Source organism: Labrys okinawensis (assembly GCF_002982075.1).
GTDB lineage: Bacteria > Pseudomonadota > Alphaproteobacteria > Rhizobiales > Labraceae > Labrys > Labrys okinawensis_A.
In genome coordinates this window covers 417950-436524 of record NZ_PUEJ01000006.1, presented here as the reverse complement: position 1 = coordinate 436524, position 18575 = coordinate 417950, and the positions used below count along the sequence as shown (strand labels likewise).

The window sequence follows — 18575 nt, the reverse complement described above, 5'->3', positions numbered from 1 at the left end:
GATCCGGAGCCTCCAGACACCAATCGAAGTCTGGCAGAAACATCCCTTAACACTGGCCCACACTTCCGTCGTCATCGCCGCCCAAATCGGGTCCGAACCCCAGGACGTTTCCTGGCTTATGGATCGGGCTCGAGTGCATAAGTGACGAAACGTCCGAGAGCAGGCGCGCTTGCAGGCAGGCGCGATTCGACGGATCGGACCCATGAATATCGAACGTGAACGCAGGCTCCGCCGCTGGCCCGCCGGGCTGGCAATCCTGATGGTCGGCCTGGCAAGCTATGCGGCCTGGCGCCACCTTGCCCAGGCTGCCCCGGCGACCGAGGCCCAGGCCGCGCCCGCCGCCAAAGTGCCGGTGACCTTCGCAACGGCGGCGAAAGCCGACTATCCGGTCGAGGTCGAGGGCCTGGGCACGGTCTCACCCTTCAAGACGGTGACGGTGAGAAGCCGGGTCGACGGCGAGATCACCAGGGTGTTCTTCAAGCAGGGGCAGATTGTCAAGCAGGGCGATGCCCTGGTGGAGATCGACAAGCGTCCCTATCAGGCCGCGCTGGACCAGGCCATCGCCAAGAAGGCCCAGGACGAGGCCAGCCTCAGGAACGACCAGCTGAACCTGCAGCGCTTCCAGAATCTCGCCCAGAAGAGCTTCGAGTCGCAGCAGGCCGTGGACACCCAGCAGGCCTTGGTCGACCAGGTCAAGGCGCAGATCCAGGGCGATGACGCGGCCATCGCCAATGCCCGGACCAATCTCGACTACACCACCATCAAGGCGCCCTTCACCGGCCGCACCGGCTTCCGGCAGATCGATCCGGGCAACATCGTGCATGCCGCCGACCAGAACGGCATCGTCACCATCGCTCAGCTTCAGCCTATCGCCGTGCAGTTCACCGAACCTCAGGATCTGCTGCCGGCCATCGCGAAAGCCTTCGATCACGGGCCGGCCCCGGTCGTGGCCCTGAGCTCCGATGGCCAGACCGTCCTTTCCCACGGCACGCTGGCGGTGATCGACAACACCGTCAACCAGGCGACGGGCACGATCAGCCTGAAGGCGCGCTTCGACAATGCCGACAATGCGCTCTGGCCCGGCCTGTCGGTCGACACCCGCCTGCTGGTCGACACGCTCAAGCAGGTCCTGGTGGTGCCCGAGGATGCCGTCCAGCACGGGCCATCCGGCCTCTTCGCCTATGTGATCGGCGACGACGGCAAGGCCGTGGCGACGCCGATCCAGGTGAGCATGAGCGGCAATGGCCGTGCCGTGGTCAGCCAGGGCCTGTCCGCCGGGCAGAAGGTGGTGGTCTCCGGCCAGGCACGCCTGCAGAACGGGGCGGAGGTCGAGGCCCGGCCGCTGGCCTCAGCCGATGGGAAGGTCGCCGCGCAGGCCGCGCCGCAGGCGGGCACCAATCCTACTGGGAAGGCAGACTGATCATGCCCGGCATCTCGACCCCCTTCATCCGTTATCCGGTCGCCACCACGCTGTTGATGGTGGGTATCCTGTTCGTGGGCATCATCGCCTATCCCCAATTGCCGGTGGCGCCGCTGCCGGAAGTGGATTTCCCGACCATCCAGGTCTCCGCCAGCCTGCCCGGCGCCGACCCCGCCACCATGGCCTCGTCGGTGGCCCAGCCTTTGGAGACGCAGTTTTCGCTGATCCCCGGCATTTCGGAGATGACCTCGTCGAGCCAGACGAGCTCGACCCAGATCACCCTGCAGTTCGACCTGTCCCGCAATATCGACGGCGCCGGCGCGGACGTGCTGGCGGCCATCAATGCCGCCAATGGGCAATTGCCCAAGAACCTGCCGAGCCCGCCGACCTATCGGAAGGTCAACCCGGCCGATTCCCCTATCCTCCTGCTCGGCGCCACCTCCGACACGCTGCCGCTGACCGAGGTTTCCGATCAGGCGCTCACCAAGCTGGCTCAGGCCATCAGCCAGATCGGCGGTGTGGGCCAGGTCAATGTCGGCGGCCAGCAGACCCCGTCGATCCGGGTCCAGGTCGATCCGGCCAAGCTGGTGGCCAAGGGATTGTCGCTGGAGGACGTGCGAACGCCGCTCGCTGTCACCACCGTCAACAATCCCAAGGGCACCTTCAACGGCGCCACCCGCTCCTACACCATCTATGCCAACGACCAGCTCACCGACGCCAAGGACTGGAACGACGTCATCATCGCCTACCGCAATGGCAGTCCCGTGCGTGTGCGCGACATCGGGCAGGCGGTGAGCGCGCCTCAGGACGACACCCAGGCCGGCTGGGCCGACGGCAAGCGCGGCGTCTTCCTGGTGATCTTCAAGCAGCCCGGCGCCAACGTCATCGACACCGTCGACAATGTCATGAAGGTGCTGCCCCGCCTGGAGGCGGGCATTTCGCCCGCCATCAAGATCTCCGTGCTGTCGGACCGCACCCAGACCATCCGCGCCGCCGTGAAGGACGTGCAGTTCACGTTGCTGCTCACCATCGGCCTCGTCGTCATGGTGATCTTCGTCTTCCTGCGCAGCGTATGGGCCACGGTAATCCCCTCCATCACCGTGCCCCTGGCCCTGCTGGGCGCCTGCGCCCTGATGTGGCTGGCAGGCTACAGCCTCGACAATCTCTCGCTGATGGCGCTGACCATCGCGGTAGGCTTCGTGGTCGATGACGCCATCGTCATGCTGGAGAACATCACCCGCCACATCGAGGAGGGCGAGAAGCCGATGGCCGCTGCCCTCAAGGGGGCCGGCGAGATCGGCTTCACCATCCTGTCGATCAGCATCTCGCTGATCGCGGTGCTGATTCCACTCCTTCTGATGAGTGGCATCATCGGGCGGCTGTTCCGCGAATTTGCGATCACCCTGGCCATGACCATCGTGGTCTCGGCCTTCGTCTCGCTGACCCTGACGCCGATGATGGCCTCGCGCTTCCTCAAGCCGATTCACGAGGAGCGTCACGGCAGGCTCTACAAGCTCAGCGAGTCCTTCTTCGAAGCCATGGTGAACACCTATGAACGCGGCCTCGACCTCGTGCTGCGCTTCCGCTTCCTCACCTTGCTGACCTTCTTCGCCACGGTGGCCTTGTCCGGCTATCTGTTCGTGATCATCCCCAAGGGCTTCTTCCCGCAGCAGGATACCGGCCTGATCACCGGCGTCGTCGAGGCGGCGCAGGATACGTCCGTGGCCGACATGGCCCGCCATATGGAGGAGCTGGGCGCCATCGTGCTGAAGGACCCGGCCATCGCCCATATGGCGATGCGCATGGGCGGCAACGGCAACACCCTCAATGACGGCACCATGTATATCACGCTCAAGCCGCGCGACGAGCGCAGCGCCTCGGCCGACCAAGTGATCCGCCGCCTGCAGCGCCAGACCGCTGCGGTCGAAGGCGCGCGGCTCTATCTGCAATCGGCCCAGGATGTGCGCCTCGGCGGCCGGCCCTCGCGCACGCAGTTCCAGTTCACCCTGCAGGGCACCGACATCGACCAGCTCAACCAGTGGGCGCCCAAGCTCCTGGAAGCCATGAAGACGATGCCGGAGCTGCGCGACGTCGCCTCCGACCAGCAGGCATCCGGCACCACGCTGACCCTGTCGATCGACCGCGACCAGGCCGCCCGCTACGGGCTGACGCCCGACATCATCGACGCCACGCTCTATGATGCCTTCGGCCAGCGCCAGATCGCGCAATTCTCGACCCAGCTCTCGACCTATTACGTCATCCTGGAGGTGCTGCCTTCCCTGCAGAAGAGCACGGCGACGCTGCAGCAGATCTATCTGCGCTCGCCGACTACCGGCGGCGAGGTGCCGCTCTCGGCCTTTGCGAAATGGAGCACCGATCCCGTCCGCCCGCTGGCCATCAACCATCAGGGGCAATTCCCGGCGGTGACGATCTCCTTCAACCTGGCGCCCGGCGTGGCGCTCGGGCAGGCCACGGCCGCCATCGAGGCTCTGGAAAAGCGCATGGAGCTGCCGGCCACCATCGGCTCGACCTTCCAGGGCACGGCGCAGGCCTTCCAGGACTCGCTCGCCTCGGTGCCGATGCTGATCGTCGCGGCCCTGGTGGTGGTCTACCTGATCCTCGGCATCCTCTATGAGAGCTTCATCCACCCCCTCACCATCCTCTCGACCCTGCCCTCGGCGGGGGTGGGGGCGCTGGCGACGCTGCTGCTGTTCCATTTCGACTTCAGCCTGATCGCCCTGATCGGGGTCATCCTGCTGATCGGCATCGTCAAGAAGAACGGCATCATGCTGGTCGATTTCGCCATCGTCGCCGAGCGCGATCACCGCATGAGCGCGGTGGAGGCGATACGCCGGGCCTGCCTCCTGCGCTTCCGGCCGATCCTGATGACCACCATGGCGGCCCTGCTCGGCGGCGTGCCGCTGATGCTGGGCTCCGGCACCGGCTCGGAGATCCGCCAGCCTCTCGGCTATGCCATGGTGGGCGGCCTGATCGTCAGCCAGGTGCTGACCCTGTTCACCACGCCGGTGATCTATCTCTATCTCGACGGCTTTTCGAAATGGCTGAGAAGCGGCCGCGATGCGGAGGAGCCGGCCGAGTCGCCGGAAACCCTCCTGGCTGCAGAGCCGGGGGAAGACCAGGATCTGGTCCTGCCCGAACCGCGGGCGGTGGCGATGCGGTGAGGAGCCGCACCCCTGGGCAAAGGACGTTCCTGGGGGAGCACATCCTCGCCTGCCCTCCCAGGAAAAATCGATGTCAGGCGGCCCGCGCGATCATCTCGATGGGGGCGATCAGCCCGTCGGCGAGGGCCGACATGACATTGCCGATGCGCAGGGGAGCGTTCTCGCCCATCAGCACCTGGGGACCGAGCGGCGACGGGCCCTCGCGGGCCACCTTCTCCTTCATCTCGCGGCCGAGCCTGAGCGCAAGGTCGCGATGGCTGCGCTCGAGCTCCAGGCTGAAGCCGGCCTGGGCCAGGGCCTGGCGGTAGCGGCTCGGCGGTTCGACGAAGCTGGTGGCCGAGGTCATCGCCCAGGGCATCGGGAAAGGCAGTTCGCCCTTGCCCTGGTGCATGATGTCGTAGACGCCGACGCGCGCTCCCGGCCTGAGAACCCGGCGTATCTCGCGGAAGAGCGTGTCCTTGTCGGCGATGTTCATGCCGACATGGAACAGGGTGGCGCCGTCGAAGCTCGCGGTCTCGAAGGGCAGCGCGAGGGCGCTGCCCTGCACGAAGGAGACCCGCCCGGACAGATGGCAGCGCCGGGTCACCGCTTCCGCCACGGTGACGAATTCGGCCGTGAGGTCGATACCGGTGACGCTGCAGCCGAGCGCCTGCGCCAGATGCCTTGCCGGCCCGCCGATGCCCGAGCCGACATCGAGCACATGCATGGCATGGGTGAAACCGAGATCTTCGGCGAGTTCCTCGGTGGCGGCCGCCCAGCCGAGATGGAACTCGTCGATGCCGGCGAGATCGCCGGTGGTGAGGCGGTCGGGATCCTTGCCGGCGGCCTCCAGTGCCGCAAACAGCGTGCGTTCGAGCGAACCTTGCGTGTAATGGCTGGCGACGGCGCCTTCGATGTCCATGGCCGCATCCTTTCTTGGCGGGATGGTATTAAGCGGTGGCATCGTAAGTTCAGCAGTCACTATACCGCGCGCGGCCAAGCAATGACAGGCATGTCGCAGTATCGGCTGGAGCGCGCGGGGACTTGCCCTGCGCAGGCGCTTTGTCATAAGCGTTCTAACAAAGCGTTTTGCGATTTTTGCGGAATCGCAAAGACGCCCGGGCCGATCCATCGGATAGGCTTGAAACAAGGAGCTGGAGAGAAGGGCGTTTGGCTAAAACGCGCCGTGCTCTCGAGGAAACGCCGGTTTTAAAGCCGGTGCGCGTTGGAAGGCCGCGGCACGACCCCGGCCGATGGGAGGAAGGCATGTCTGAGGCCAAGATCTACGACGTTCCGCGCGAATGGGCCGAGGAAGCGTATGTCGACAATGCGCGCTACCAGGCGATGTATGAAGCCTCCATCAGCGATCCCGAGGCCTTCTGGGGAGAGCATGGCAAGAGAATCGGCTGGTTCGAACCCTATACCAGGGTCAAGAACACCCGTTTCGAGCCCGACGTCTCGATCCGCTGGTATGAGGACGGCACCACCAACGTCGCCTGGAATTGCGTCGACCGCCACGTCGCCGAGCACGGTGACCGCACCGCCATCATCTGGGAGGGTGACGATCCCTCCGAAAGCCGCCACATCTCCTACCGCGAACTCGCCAGCGAAGTGCAGCGTTTCGCCAATGTGCTCAAGGGCGAGGGCGTCAAGAAGGGCGACCGCGTCACCATCTATCTGCCGATGATCCCCGAAGCGGCCTTCGCCATGCTGGCTTGCGCCCGCATCGGCGCCGTCCATTCCATCGTGTTCGGTGGCTTCTCGCCCGATTCCCTCGCCGGCCGCATCACCGATTGCGGCTCGACCGTGGTGATCACCGCCGACGAGGGCCTGCGCGGCGGCAAGCGCGTGCCCCTCAAGGCCAATGTCGACGCGGCCCTGGCCAAGGTCGGCGGCGTCTCCTCGGTGGTGGTGGTCAAGCGCACCGGCGCGCCGGTGGCGATGGCGACCGGGCGCGATCACTTCTACGCCGATCTCGCCGCCAATGTCTCCGACGAGTGCCCCTGCGAGGAAATGGCTGCGGAGGATCCGCTGTTCATCCTCTACACCTCCGGTTCCACCGGCAAGCCGAAGGGCGTGCTGCACACCACGGCCGGCTATCTCGTCTACGCCGCGATGACGCACCAATATGTCTTCGATTACCGTGCGGGCGACATCTACTGGTGCACCGCCGATGTGGGCTGGGTCACCGGCCATTCCTACATCGTCTACGGCCCGCTGTGTAACGGCGCCACCACGCTGATGTTCGAGGGCGTGCCGAACTATCCGTCGGTGTCGCGCTTCTGGGAGGTGATCGACAAGCACCAGGTCACCATCTTCTACACCGCTCCCACCGCGATCCGCGCCCTGATGGGAGCCGGCGAGGAGGCGGTGAAGAAGACCTCGCGCGCCTCGCTCCGGCTGCTCGGCTCGGTAGGCGAGCCGATCAATCCGGAAGCCTGGGAATGGTATCACCGCGTGGTGGGCGACCATCGCTGCCCGATCGTCGATACCTGGTGGCAGACCGAGACCGGCGGCATCCTGATCTCGCCGCTGCCCGGCGCCACCCGGCTCAAGCCGGGCTCGGCCACGCGGCCCTTCTTCGGGGTGCGCCCCGAGATCGTCGACGCCGAGGGCAATGTGCTGGAGGGTGCCTGCGAGGGCAATCTCGTCATCGCCGATTCCTGGCCGGGCCAGATGCGCACCGTCTATGGCGACCACCAGCGTTTCTTCGACACCTATTTCTCCGCCTATAAGGGCAAATATTTCACCGGCGACGGCTGCCGCCGCGACGAGGACGGCTATTACTGGATCACCGGCCGCGTCGACGACGTCATCAACGTCTCCGGCCATCGCATGGGCACGGCCGAGGTCGAGAGTGCGCTGGTGGCGCATGAGCTGGTGTCGGAAGCCGCCGTTGTCGGCTACCCCCATGATCTCAAGGGTCAGGGCATCTATGCCTATGTCACCCTGATGGCGGGCAGCAGCGGCGACGAGACCCTGCGCAAGGAACTGGTCGGTTGGGTACGCCGCGAGATCGGACCGATCGCCTCGCCCGATCTCATCCAGTTCGCGCCCGGCCTGCCCAAGACCCGCTCGGGCAAGATCATGCGCCGCATCCTGCGCAAGATCGCCGAGGATGATTTCGGCTCGCTCGGCGACATCTCCACCTTGGCCGACCCGACGGTGGTGGAGGACCTCATCGCCAACCGCCAGAACAAGCCCAAGGGCTGAGACCGGTGCCGGGAATCCGGTGGGCATTTCTTGCCGCGCTGGCTTGCTGCTTCGGCACCGCCGCCCCGTCACGGGCGGATGACGGGCCGTTGCGCCCGGATGCCGCCCGCTTCGAAGCGGCTTTCCGGCCCGGCGCGACGGGGACGGTCAAGGGGACATCCGTGCCGCTCGACAGCCATGTTCTCGGCGAGGTCACGGTGTCCACGGGCCAGATCGTGGCCTGCGATCCCTTCGTCTTCATCGAGGCCAAGCCCTTCATTCGCGCCGTGCCGAAGGGGCGCTTTCCCGTACGCATCGCGGTCATGCGTTCGAAGCGTTTCGGCGATCGCATCGCCTTTGCGCGCGTCGAATTCTCGCAGGCGCCGGTCGTGACCTGGGAACGGGCTTTGGTGCCGGGGCAGGACCCGGCCAAGCTCGGCAAGAACGAATATTACGGCTTCCCGGTCGATGCGGGCACCGGCGCCTTTCTTGATCCCGCCGTTGGCGCGGAGATTGTCGCCCTGCCCCCCGATCAGATGCAGGCCCTCGATGACGATTGGATCCGCCAGGCCGAGAGCTATGGCAAGGAGCACGGGCTACCCTTCGCCCTGCCGGTCTCCCGAGGTGCCCATGCCCTCGTATTGTTTTCGAGCGGCTGGGGCGATGGCGCCTATCCGTCCTGGTTCGGCCTGGCGGCCGACGGCAGCGTGGCAATGCTGCTGACCGATCTGCGCGTGGTGGATGACCCCGGCCGGCAGGAATAACGCTCCCCGCCCCGATCGAGCCAATTTTCGTCGCTTGCGGACTTTTGCCGTTCACGGCAAGCGTCTACACAGGATGGATCGGCCTTCCCCTTACTCCTGCCTCCGACGGAGGCGGGCCAGCTTGCCATGTCCAATCAGCGTTTTTCCCGCCAAGCTCTCAACCTTGCCTTCGACCGGATCATCCCTGGCTGGATGCGCCTGCTGGTGCGGCGCAGCGAGAGCGGCATGGTGGCGCTCGCGGCCGTGGTCGGGGCCTTGGCCGGCTTGGCCGTCTACGGCGTCGCCGCCACCGCGCAGCTCGCGCATGAGCTCTTCTTCGGCCTGCAATCGGAGGAGCGGCTGAGCGGCACTCTCGGCCTGCCGGTGATCCTGGCGGTCTCGATGCCGCTGCTCGGCGGCCTGCTGCTCGGCCTGTTCAACCTGGTTCTGGCGCGGACCCGCTCGCCGCGCCCGGTCGATCCGATCGAGGCCAACGCCCTGCATGGCGGGCGCCTGTCGCTCACCGGCAGCATCATCGTGGTGATCCAGACCTGGATCTCCAATGCCTTCGGTGCCTCCGTCGGGCTCGAGGCCGCCTATTCGCAGGTCGGCTCCGGCATCGCCTCGCGGCTTGGCCTCGGCTTCCATCTGCGCCGCGCGGATCTGCGCCTGCTGGTGGGCTGCGGTTCGGCCGGCGCCATTGCCGGCGCCTTCAGCGCGCCGCTGACCGGCGCCTTCTACGCCTTCGAGATCATCATCGGCACCTATGCCGTTTCGCATCTGGCGCCCGTCGCCGCCGCAGCCATCGCCGGCACCATCGTCACCCATCTGCTCGGGATCGATTCCTACGCCTTCGTCATCAATGTCGGGTTCCGACCGCAGGCCTCCTCCTTTGCGGCCCTGGTCGGACTCGGCCTGTTCAGCGCCGCCGTCGCCATCCTAGTGATGCTCGGCGTCGCCATGACGGAAAAGGGGTTTCGCCGCCTGCCCCTGCCGATCTGGCTGATGCCGGGCCTCGGCGGAGTGATGGTCGGCGGGCTCGCCTTGATCACGCCGCAGGTCTTGTCATCGGGGCACGGCGCGCTGGTGAAGATGCTGGCCGGCAGCGAATTGCCGCTCCTGGTGCTGGGCGGGCTGATCGTGCTGAAGGCGATGGCCTCCTGCATCTCGCTCGGCTCGGGCTTTCGCGGCGGCCTGTTCTTTGCCTCGCTCTTCCTGGGCGCGCTGGTGGGGCAGTTCTATCTCGGCGGCATCCATCTGTTCTCGATCACCGCCGGGCTGACGCCCCATGCCGCCGCGCTTGCGGGCATGGCGGCCCTGGCGGCGTCCGTGATGGGCGGGCCGCTGACCATGAGCTTCCTGGTCCTGGAGATGACCGGGGACTTCCAGCTCACCGTCGCCGTGCTGCTGGCGGTGATCATCGCCTCCATCACCGTGCGCGAGACCTTCGGCTATTCCTTCGCGACCTGGCGCTTCCATCTGCGCGGCGAGGCGATCCGCAGTGCCCACGACATCGGCTGGGCGCGCGACCTCACCGTCGGCCGCGTCATGCGCAAGCCGGCGCCGACGGTCGACAAGGACGCCTCGCTCGTCGTCTTCCGCAATGCCCATCCGCTCGGCACCACCCATTACATCGTGGCCGTCGACACCCTCGCCAACCGCTACGCCGGGCTGATCCGGGTCGCGGATGCCTACCAGGTGAGCCCGGAGAACCAGGATGGCGGCAGTCCGGTCGGGGACCTCGCGCTCTATCGCGACGAGGTGCTGACGGCGGGCATGACGCTGAAGGAAGCGACCGAGCGCATGGAGGGCTGCGAGGCCGAGGCGCTGGCGGTGGTGGACGAGGCCGGCCATGTCATCGGCCTCCTGTCGGAAGCCCACGCCCTGCGCCGCTATGCCGAAGCGGCGGACCGCGCCCGCCGCGATTTGGCGGGCGGAGTCTAGCGGACTTCCCCTATCGCGAGGGCTGGACGCGGGCCAGGAAGGCGAGGATCTCGTCGGCGATCTGGCTGTGCAAGGCCGTTCGGCCTGCCAGGCAGACGGCAAGGGCGAGGAGGAAAGAACGCCCCTTTCCTGCTGTGCCGCGGCCGGTTCTTGCGACCTGGAACATGTTTGAGGTCGTGCCGGAAGGCGATGGCGGACCCCGCCCCTATGGGGGACTGTCCATGCCGTTGACGCCGCCTGCGAAAATAGCTAGGATATCTGATATATCAGATATGGTGAGAGCGATGAGCGCCTTTGGCCATTTCCAGGATCGTACCGGCGGGAGGCCGCTTGCGGCTCAGCCGGGCATGACGACGGCGGCGGCCGTGCATCGGGCGCTGCGGGACGAGATCGTCTCCATGATCAGGCTGCCTGGCGAGAAGATTGCCGAGGCCGAGGTCGCGGCGGCGCATGCCGTCAGCCGCACGCCGGTCCGCGAGGCGCTGCTGCGTCTGGCCGACGAGGGGCTGGTCGAGATCGCAGCGCGGTCGGCCACGCGCGTGGCCCGCATTCCCGCCGCCATCCTGCCGGATGCGATCTTCGTGCGCTCGGCCGTCGAGCACGCCACGGCGCGCGCCGCCGCCCATCAGGCTCGGGGCAGCAGCGTCACCCTGCTGCGCGGCCTGATCGAGCGCCAGCGCGAGAGCCTCGGGGCCGGCGACATCAATGCCTTTCATGAAGCGGACGAAGCTTTTCACGCAGCCCTCGCCATGGCGGCGGGCCGGCCCGGCGCCTGGGAGATGGTGCAACAGGTCAAGACCCAGCTCGACCGTTACCGCCGGCTGACCCTGCCGGAGGCCGGGCGTATGCTGCGCGTCGTCGAGGAGCACGGCGCCATTGTCGATGCCATCGAGGCGCATGACGCCGAGAAGGCCGGCCGCGCCATGGATCATCATCTCGACGGCCTGCGCCGGAGTCTCGCCTCCATCCGCGATCACAATCCGGACTATTTCTCCGGGGATGCCGCCGGTATCTCCGCCGCCTTCGAGACGCTGCTGTTCCGGTGAGAAGCTGTCCGTACATCAGCGCTCTGTCATCCCCTTCCCAGGGTCTTCGACCCCGCCGGAGATGACAATCCTCGATTCCCCCAGCCGCGGCCGGTTCTCGATCGGCCCATCCCAGCGATCCCGACAATCCAGAAAGTCCCCATGTCCTGCCAGTCCCTCGAAATTCGCCACGCCAGCCACCCCGAAGCCGTCAAGAGCCTGGATACGCAGGGCCTGCGCCGGGAGTTCCTGATCCCCGATCTGTTCGCCGCCGGCCGCATCAAGCTGGTCTATTCCCATGTCGAGCGCATGATCATCGGCGGCGCCTGTCCCGTCGACGCGCCCCTGGCCCTGCAGACGCCGAAGGAGGTCGGGCAGTCGAGCTTTCTGGCCCGGCGCGAGCTCGGCATCGTCAATATCGGCGGGCCGGGGATCGTGCGGGTCGACGGCGAAGCTCATGACATCGGCACGCGCGAGGCCCTCTATGTCGGCATGGGGGCCGGCGAGGTTGTGTTCGAAGTCAGCGACGGCGCCGCGCCGCCGCGCTTCTACCTTCTCTCCGCTCCCGCCCATCGCAGCTGTCCGACGCGGCGGATCGACGCCTCGGTCGGGCGGATCCTGGAGCTTGGCGACAAGAGTACCGCGAATGAGCGCAGCATCCACCAGATGCTGATCCCGGGCGCGGTCGACTCCTGCCAGCTCGTCTTCGGCATGACCACGCTGGCGCCGGGCTCGGTGTGGAACACCATGCCCTGCCACACCCATGACCGGCGCAACGAGGTCTATCTCTATTTCGACCTCGCGCCCGATGCGCGCGTCTTCCATTTCATGGGCGAGCCGCAGGAGACCCGCCATCTGGTGGTGGGCGAGGGCGATGCGGTGATCTCGCCGCCCTGGTCGATCCATTCCGGCGTCGGCACCGGTGCCTATACCTTCATCTGGGCCATGGCGGGCGACAACCAGGATTATGCCGACATGGACATGGTCGCGACGGCGGATCTGCGATGAGCGGCGCGACGATGAACACGGCTTTCGCCAATCCCTTCGATCTCACCGGCAAGGTGGCGATGGTGACGGGATCGCGCACGGGGCTCGGGCAGGCCGTTGCCATCGCCCTGTCACAGGCCGGCGCCAGCATCGTCGGGGTCGATCGCGGCCCCGCCGAGGAAACCCGGGCGGCGATCGAGGCGCAGGGCGGCGCCTTCCTGGCCGTCACCGCCGACCTTTCCACTACGGCGCCTCTGCCCGAGGTGGTCCAGTCGGCGCTCGACCGTTTCGGTGCGCTCGACATCCTGGTCAACAATGCCGGCATCATCCGCCGCGCCGATGCCCTCGACTTCACCGAGGAGGACTGGGACGCGGTCATCGACGTGAACCTCAAATCGGCCTTCTTCCTGGCCCAGGCGGCGGCCCGCGCCATGCTTGCCCCCAGGGCCGACGGCAGACCCGCCGGCGGCAAGATCATCAACATCGCCTCGATGCTGTCCTTCCAGGGCGGCATCCGCGTCGCTTCCTACACCTCGGCCAAGAGCGGGCTGATGGGGCTGACCAAGCTGCTTGCCTGCGAATGGGCCGCCAAGGGCATCAACGTCAACGCGATCGCCCCCGGTTACATGGCGACCAACAACACGGCGCCTTTGCGCGCCGATGCCGAGCGCAATGGCCAGATCCTGGCGCGCATTCCGGCCGGGCGCTGGGGCGCCCCCGCCGATCTTGGCGGCGCGGCCGTGTTCCTGGCCTCGCAGGCCTCCGCCTATGTCCACGGCATCACCATCCCGGTGGATGGCGGCTGGCTGGCGCGCTGACGAGCCGGTAAGGCGCAACGAACCTTCTCCCCCTGCGGGAGAAGGTGGCATTGCGCAGCAATGACGGATGAGGGGTGTTGGCGCCCGCTTTTGCAAAGGTTGCGTTTCCCCCTCATCCGCCCCTTCGGGGCACCTTCTCCCGCAAGGGGAGAAGGAATTCGCACAGCGGCCGCTTTTGGCCGTTAGCCAAAAATACAATCTGGGAGGCAGTTCATGAAGATATTGCAGGTCATCGACAAGATTCCCGGCGGGCTGATGCTGGTGCCGCTGCTGCTCGGCGCCTTGTGCAAGACCTTCTCACCAGGGGCGGGCAGCTATCTGGGGTCGTTCACCAACGGCCTGATCACCGGCACCGTGCCGATCCTCGCCGTCTGGTTCTTCTGCATGGGGGCGACCATCGACCTGAGGGCGACCGGCGTGGTGCTGCGTAAATCGGGCACGCTCCTGGTCACCAAGATCCTGGTAGCCTGGGTCGCCACCATGATCGCGGCACAGTTCATTCCCGATAGCGGCATCACCTCCGGCCTGTTCGCAGGGCTGTCGGTGCTGGCGATCACCGCCTCGATGGACATGACCAATGGCGGTCTCTACGCCGCGGTGATGCAGCAATACGGCACCAAGGAGGAAGCCGGCGCTTTTGTGCTGATGTCGGTCGAATCGGGGCCGCTGGTCAGCATGCTCATCCTCGGTGCCTCCGGCGTGGCGGTGTTCGAGCCGCGCCTGTTCGTCGGCGCCGTGCTGCCCTTCCTGATCGGCTTCGCCCTCGGCAATCTCGATCGCGACCTGCGCGAACTGTTCGGGCGCTGCGTGCATCCGCTGATCCCGTTCTTCGGCTTCGCCCTCGGCAACGGCATCGACCTCAAGGTCATCGCGCAGAGCGGCTTTGCCGGCGTACTGCTCGGCCTCGGGGTGATCGTGATCACCGGCATTCCCCTGATGCTGGCCGATAGGCTCATCGGCGGCGGCAACGGCACGGCCGGACTGGCGGCCTCCAGCACGGCCGGGGCGGCGATCGCCAACCCGACGCTGATCGGCGAGATGATCCCGAGCTTCAAGCCGGTGGTGCCGGCGGCCACCGCCCTGGTGGCCACGGCCTGCCTGGTGACCGCGATCCTGGTACCGATCCTGACCGCATTGTGGGCAAAGCGGATGGGCCGGGTGCCGGCCCCGCAGGACGAAGCCCTGCCCCGGCATGGCGTAGAGCCGATCTAGCTCCGCCCGCTGCCCTGTCTCAGCCGAGTAGCGCCGCGATGGCCAAGCGCAGGGCAGCCGGGTCGTCCTCCGGCACCAAAGTGAGGCCGGGACGCGCGTGAAGGCCGCAGGCCGGCGTGGCGATCACGGGCAGGCCGGCGGCAAGGGCGGCCAGGAGCAGGCGCGGCTGGTGCTCGACCAGAGCCGGCAGCACCACCCCGGCGAGGGTGGCGGGCGTTTCGCCCGGCGCCAGCAGTCGGACAGGCATGTTGCCCCAGAAGCCGAGGCTCTCACGCGCCTGACCCTTCACGGCAAGCTCGACGGGCAGGCCGTAGAGCGCCTCGCGCAGGGCATAGGCGCCCTTGCGGCCGAGGGGCGAGGCGGGAAACAGCAGGGTGCGGGCCCCCTTCACGGCCGGGAGCGGCCGGGCGGGAGACCAATCGAGCAGGTGGGTTCTGAACGGTTCGAGCGAGGCAATCTCCGCATGCGGGGTCAGCAGCCGGTCGGCCGCGGCCAGGGCGTTGCTTTCGGCCGCCACGATCGCTTCCGGCGCGCGGAAATCCGCCAGGGTCGGGCTTTCGGGATGGCGTGAAGCGGCGGCATCGAGCCTTGCCTGCAGCACGGCAAGCGGCAGGCGTTCCATCAGCACCTCGAAGCTGCGGCCCTGCAAGGCGCCCGACAGCCACAGATGCGGCAGCAGGTTCTGCGAGACAACCAGATGCGTATGCCGGTGCGACAGTTTCGCGGCATAGGCGGCGGCGAGGCGGGCATCGCCCTGCAGCGCCTTCGCCTGCAGGCTGCCGCCAGTGGCGCCCCGCAGGGCGAGCGAGCGGCGCAGCGTGGCGATGGTGGCCGTGGTCTCGCTGCCGACAACGCCGGCCGGCCAGCCATAGCGCGCGGCGCCGAGGCGGCGGGAAGGAAGGAACAGGGCATCCTCGCTGCCGGCCCTCTGCTTCAGCAGGGCCGTGAATTCCGGCCAGCGGGCATCGACCAGCCAGGCCGTCGGCACACTGGCGCGAAGGGGGCGCTCGGGATCGTTGCGATGGCAGTTTTCCTGTCCGCATTGGGTGCAGTCATGCACCGCCGGCCCCGCCGGCGGCGTTTCCGTCGGCAGGTCGGTGGCGTTGGCGCGGCCATGGCCGCGCAGGACGATCTCCAGCCTGTCCCGGCTCATCGTGGCTTCGATGCGGAAGGCGTGGGGGCTGCGGATGCGGAAGTCGACATAGTTCCAGAACACCGTAGCGTCGCGGCCGAGCTGGGCACGCGAACCGGGGACCACGCGGCTATGGGCATGGCGTTCGACGATCTCGAGCCCGGCTGCGAGGGCGGCTTCGTAAAGGGCGTTGGAGAGCTGGCAGAGGCCCCCGCCGACGCTGGCGATCAGGCAGCCTTCGCGCAGCTCACGGCCTGGCACGTAGCCGCGCGCCCGGCTGGCCCGGCCAACCTGCTTCCAGAAGCTGAGCACCGCGCCGGCCGGTACTTCGACGCCGTCCAGTCCTTTCAGGGCCATGCGCAGATTCTGCACCTTGCCGGCGGTGAGCTCGCGATCCCTGGCCCCGGCGAGATTGGTCCATAGCGGCGAACTGGCCCGGCCCAGTACCGGCGCGGCGGCCAGCCGGCTCGAGCGGCCATGGCGGATCACCGGTTCGGCCGTGAATTTCTCGCTCAGGAAGCGCAGGCCCCGCAACGCCATCGCCTTGGCCTCGAAGGCGAGGCTGTCGGCATAGGTGGGCACACTGCGTTGCGGAAGGGCGACCATGGCGGGATCCTGGCTCGGCTGAAAACTTGCCGAGACCTTATCGGCCCCTTGGCGAGCCCGCCGTGCGCGCTGGCACGCGGAGGGCAATTCTGGCTGTCGCGGGAACAGAATGAAGGATTGGGCTGGGTGATGAAGGCGACGTGAGGCCGCGCCGCTCAAGCCCCCCTCGCCCCGCCACTTGCGGGGAGAGGGTTAGGGTGAGGGGCTTCGCAGAGTTCAGTTTTCTACGCGTTGCGCTGACCCTCATTCCGGCCTTCTTCCGTCAGAACCGGGGAGAAGGGGTGGTCGGCGGCGCACCCTTCCTCATAAGCTGCTATCGCGGCCTCTACCCCCGGTCGAGCCAGGCGACCTCTTCCGGGGTCAGCGCGATGTCGAAGGCCTCGAGGCTGTCGTCGAGCTCGCCGAGCGTGCGCGGGCCGATCAGCGGCACCGAGGGGAAAGGCTGGGCCAGCACATAGGCGAGGGCGACATGGATCGGCCTCTTCCCGAGCCGGCGCGCCAGTTCGATCGCCCGGTCCCGGCGCGCGAAATTGCGCTCGGAATACCAGACCCTGACGAGTTCCTTGTCCTCGTGCCTGTCCCGCCCAGCCCGATCGGTGAAGAAGCCGCGTCCCTGGCTCGACCAGGCGAAATTGGGGACCTGGCGCGCGGCGAGCCAGGCCTTCCACTCGTCGTCCGAGGCCGAGACGCAGCCGGCCCAGATCACGTCCTGCATCTCGGCGAGGGCGAAATTGTTGGACAGGGCGCCCGGCCTCTGCTTGCCCGCCCTGTCGGCATAGGCGACCGCCTCGTCGAAGCGCTCGCGCGTCCAGTTCGAGCCGCCGAACGGACCACGGATGCGGCCGTCCCTAACCTCGGCATCCATGGCATCGACGAACTCGCCGACCGGCACGTCGAGATTGTCGCGATGCATGAAATAGACGTCGACATGGTCGGTCTTCAACCGTTCGAGCGATTGGGTGAGCTGCTGGCCGATGAATTCGGGGCGGCAGAGCGGCGTATGCGCGCCCTTGCCGATCACCACGCTCTGCTTGCGCACGCCTCGCGATGTCTGCCATTCGCCGAACAGCTTTTCGGTGATGCCGGCGCCATAGACGAAGGCGGTGTCGAACAGATTGCCGCCCTTCTCGAAGAAGGCGTCGAGTAGGATGGCGGCGCTGGAGAAGCTCCTGAAATCCTCGAAGCCGAGCGCCACGGCGGAGGCGGCCGGTTCGAGGCCGGGAATGGAGCGCCGAGGTATCGGCCCGCTGCCTTGCCGGAGCGGCGTGCCCTTGAGCGTCGATGTCCGCCGCTCCGGCTTCTCGATGCCGTATTCGAGTCCGATCGCCTGCCGCCATTTGTCGAGCACCTTGAGCGAACCGAGGCTGTCGGCCCAACTCATGCCCGGCCAGGCGAATTCCTGGCGGCCTTCGCGAATGGCTTTGCCCGCGGCATCGGCCTCGAAGGAATAGAGATGCCGTGTCTCCTCGACCTTCACCGTCTCGGCCGTACCGTCGGGCCTGACGATGCGGATCTCCTTGGTGCCGCCCGTGAGGCCGCTACCGAACCAGAAATCCGCAACTTCGATGCTGCCTTTGGTGCCGAAGACGCGCAGCACATTGTCCTGCTTCAGCGAGATCGAGCAGGACACGTCGGCGAGGATGCCGCCCGGGAAATGCAGCAGGGCCGAGGTCCATTCATCGACGCCGGATTGCCCGAGATGGCCACTGCCGACGACGCTGTCCGGTTCCAGGACATCCTTGCCGGCGGCGGCGCCGGCGATGAGCCGTGCCATCGAGACGGGATAGCAGCCGACATCGAGGATGCCGCCGCCCGCCAGGTCGTTGGCATAGAGCCGGTGTTCGGGCTTGAATTCCGGCATGGCGAAACCGAAGCTCGAGCGGATCAGCCGGACCTCGCCGATCGTGCCGGAGCGCACCAGCTCCACCAGCTTCAGGGTGAGGGGATGCTGGCGGTACATGAAGCCCTCGCCGAGGAAGGTGCCGGCCTTGCGGGCGGCATGCATCATGGCGTCGGCCTCGAAGGCGGTCAGGGCCAGCGGCTTTTCCACCAGCGCATGCTTGCCGGCCTCGGCCGCCTTGATCGCCCATTGCGCGTGGCCAGGATGGGGGAGCGCGATATAGACGGCGTCGATCCCGGGGTCGGCCAGCAGGGCCTCGTAGCCCTTATGGATGCGGGCGCCGGGGAAGGCTTCGGCAAGGCCCGGCCTTTCGGGATCACGGGTGCCGATCGCCGCGAGGATGCCGCTGTCGGAATCGCCGAGGCCGGCGACGAAGGCCCTGGCGATGGCGCCGGGTCCGATGATGCCCCAGCGGATCTTGTCTTTCTCGGTCAT

The 18575-nt window shown here is 67.1% G+C and carries 13 protein-coding genes; 9 read left to right on the top strand and 4 right to left on the bottom strand.

Going from position 1 to position 18575, the window contains the following annotated elements; translation table 11 throughout:
- Nucleotides 1–202 precede the first annotated feature (202 nt).
- Together C5L14_RS19010 and C5L14_RS19005 are read left to right on the top strand one after the other, a co-directional pair.
- The gene (locus tag C5L14_RS19010) at nt 203–1420 is read left to right on the top strand and encodes an efflux RND transporter periplasmic adaptor subunit (RefSeq protein WP_105863616.1); all 1218 of its coding nucleotides are present in this window, start codon (nt 203–205) and stop codon (nt 1418–1420) included.
- A gap of 2 nt (nt 1421–1422) precedes the next feature.
- On the top strand, nt 1423–4602 hold the full coding sequence (locus C5L14_RS19005) for an efflux RND transporter permease subunit (RefSeq protein WP_181161237.1): 3180 nt from the start codon (nt 1423–1425) through the stop codon (nt 4600–4602).
- A gap of 73 nt (nt 4603–4675) precedes the next feature.
- Here C5L14_RS19005 and C5L14_RS19000 read toward each other — a convergent pair whose 3' ends face one another.
- Entirely contained in the window at nt 4676–5503 is an 828-nt protein-coding gene (locus C5L14_RS19000; RefSeq protein ID WP_105863614.1) for a class I SAM-dependent methyltransferase, read from the bottom strand.
- Nucleotides 5504–5847: 344 nt separating this feature from the next.
- Between C5L14_RS19000 and acs the strand changes: the two genes are divergently transcribed.
- From acs to C5L14_RS18985, 3 genes are all read left to right on the top strand, one after another.
- Entirely contained in the window at nt 5848–7794 is a 1947-nt protein-coding gene (acs, locus tag C5L14_RS18995; protein WP_105863613.1) for an acetate--CoA ligase, read from the top strand.
- A 5-nt stretch (nt 7795–7799) separates the two neighbouring features.
- The gene (locus C5L14_RS18990) at nt 7800–8537 is read left to right on the top strand and encodes a DUF4241 domain-containing protein (RefSeq protein ID WP_181161236.1); all 738 of its coding nucleotides are present in this window, start codon (nt 7800–7802) and stop codon (nt 8535–8537) included.
- Between the two features lie 126 nt (nt 8538–8663).
- The gene (locus C5L14_RS18985) at nt 8664–10460 is read left to right on the top strand and encodes a chloride channel protein (RefSeq protein ID WP_105863611.1); all 1797 of its coding nucleotides are present in this window, start codon (nt 8664–8666) and stop codon (nt 10458–10460) included.
- 10 nt (nt 10461–10470) lie between these two features.
- Here the strand turns inward: C5L14_RS18985 and C5L14_RS30395 are convergent, their stop codons facing one another.
- Nucleotides 10471–10626: a hypothetical protein gene (locus C5L14_RS30395; protein ID WP_181161235.1), complete on the bottom strand. Its 156-nt coding sequence runs from the start codon at nt 10624–10626 to the stop codon at nt 10471–10473.
- A gap of 118 nt (nt 10627–10744) precedes the next feature.
- Between C5L14_RS30395 and C5L14_RS18980 the strand changes: the two genes are divergently transcribed.
- The 4 genes from C5L14_RS18980 (at nt 10745) to kdgT (ending at nt 14502) form a co-directional block, all read left to right on the top strand.
- The gene (locus tag C5L14_RS18980) at nt 10745–11506 is read left to right on the top strand and encodes a GntR family transcriptional regulator (protein WP_105863610.1); all 762 of its coding nucleotides are present in this window, start codon (nt 10745–10747) and stop codon (nt 11504–11506) included.
- Nucleotides 11507–11647: 141 nt separating this feature from the next.
- Entirely contained in the window at nt 11648–12493 is an 846-nt protein-coding gene (gene kduI, locus C5L14_RS18975) for a 5-dehydro-4-deoxy-D-glucuronate isomerase (protein WP_105863609.1), read from the top strand.
- Nucleotides 12490–13290, top strand: a complete 801-nt coding sequence (kduD, locus tag C5L14_RS18970; protein WP_245443429.1) for a 2-dehydro-3-deoxy-D-gluconate 5-dehydrogenase KduD — start codon at nt 12490–12492, stop codon at nt 13288–13290. The genes kduI and kduD overlap by 4 nt, the downstream gene beginning before the upstream one ends.
- Before the next feature lie 213 nt (nt 13291–13503).
- Nucleotides 13504–14502: a 2-keto-3-deoxygluconate transporter gene (gene kdgT / locus C5L14_RS18965; RefSeq protein WP_105863608.1), complete on the top strand. Its 999-nt coding sequence runs from the start codon at nt 13504–13506 to the stop codon at nt 14500–14502.
- A 19-nt stretch (nt 14503–14521) separates the two neighbouring features.
- On the opposite strand, the gene C5L14_RS18960 is transcribed toward kdgT, so the two are convergent.
- Both C5L14_RS18960 and C5L14_RS18955 read right to left on the bottom strand, forming a co-directional pair.
- On the bottom strand, nt 14522–16240 hold the full coding sequence (locus C5L14_RS18960) for a VanW family protein (RefSeq protein WP_105863607.1): 1719 nt from the start codon (nt 16238–16240) through the stop codon (nt 14522–14524).
- Between the two features lie 325 nt (nt 16241–16565).
- Complete coding sequence (locus C5L14_RS18955) at nt 16566–18575, bottom strand: aldo/keto reductase (protein ID WP_105863606.1); 2010 nt, start codon at nt 18573–18575, stop codon at nt 16566–16568.

Coding starts and splice junctions, on each gene's coding strand:
- C5L14_RS19010 (WP_105863616.1), top strand. CDS start 203: ATGAATATCGAACGTGAACGCAGGCTCCGCCGCTGGCCCGCCGGGCTG.
- C5L14_RS19005 (WP_181161237.1), top strand. CDS start 1,423: ATGCCCGGCATCTCGACCCCCTTCATCCGTTATCCGGTCGCCACCACG.
- C5L14_RS19000 (WP_105863614.1), bottom strand. CDS start 5,503: ATGGACATCGAAGGCGCCGTCGCCAGCCATTACACGCAAGGTTCGCTC.
- acs (WP_105863613.1), top strand. CDS start 5,848: ATGTCTGAGGCCAAGATCTACGACGTTCCGCGCGAATGGGCCGAGGAA.
- C5L14_RS18985 (WP_105863611.1), top strand. CDS start 8,664: ATGTCCAATCAGCGTTTTTCCCGCCAAGCTCTCAACCTTGCCTTCGAC.
- C5L14_RS30395 (WP_181161235.1), bottom strand. CDS start 10,626: ATGTTCCAGGTCGCAAGAACCGGCCGCGGCACAGCAGGAAAGGGGCGT.
- C5L14_RS18980 (WP_105863610.1), top strand. CDS start 10,745: ATGAGCGCCTTTGGCCATTTCCAGGATCGTACCGGCGGGAGGCCGCTT.
- kduI (WP_105863609.1), top strand. CDS start 11,648: ATGTCCTGCCAGTCCCTCGAAATTCGCCACGCCAGCCACCCCGAAGCC.
- kduD (WP_245443429.1), top strand. CDS start 12,490: ATGAGCGGCGCGACGATGAACACGGCTTTCGCCAATCCCTTCGATCTC.
- kdgT (WP_105863608.1), top strand. CDS start 13,504: ATGAAGATATTGCAGGTCATCGACAAGATTCCCGGCGGGCTGATGCTG.
- C5L14_RS18960 (WP_105863607.1), bottom strand. CDS start 16,240: ATGGTCGCCCTTCCGCAACGCAGTGTGCCCACCTATGCCGACAGCCTC.
- C5L14_RS18955 (WP_105863606.1), bottom strand. CDS start 18,575: ATGACCGAGAAAGACAAGATCCGCTGGGGCATCATCGGACCCGGCGCC.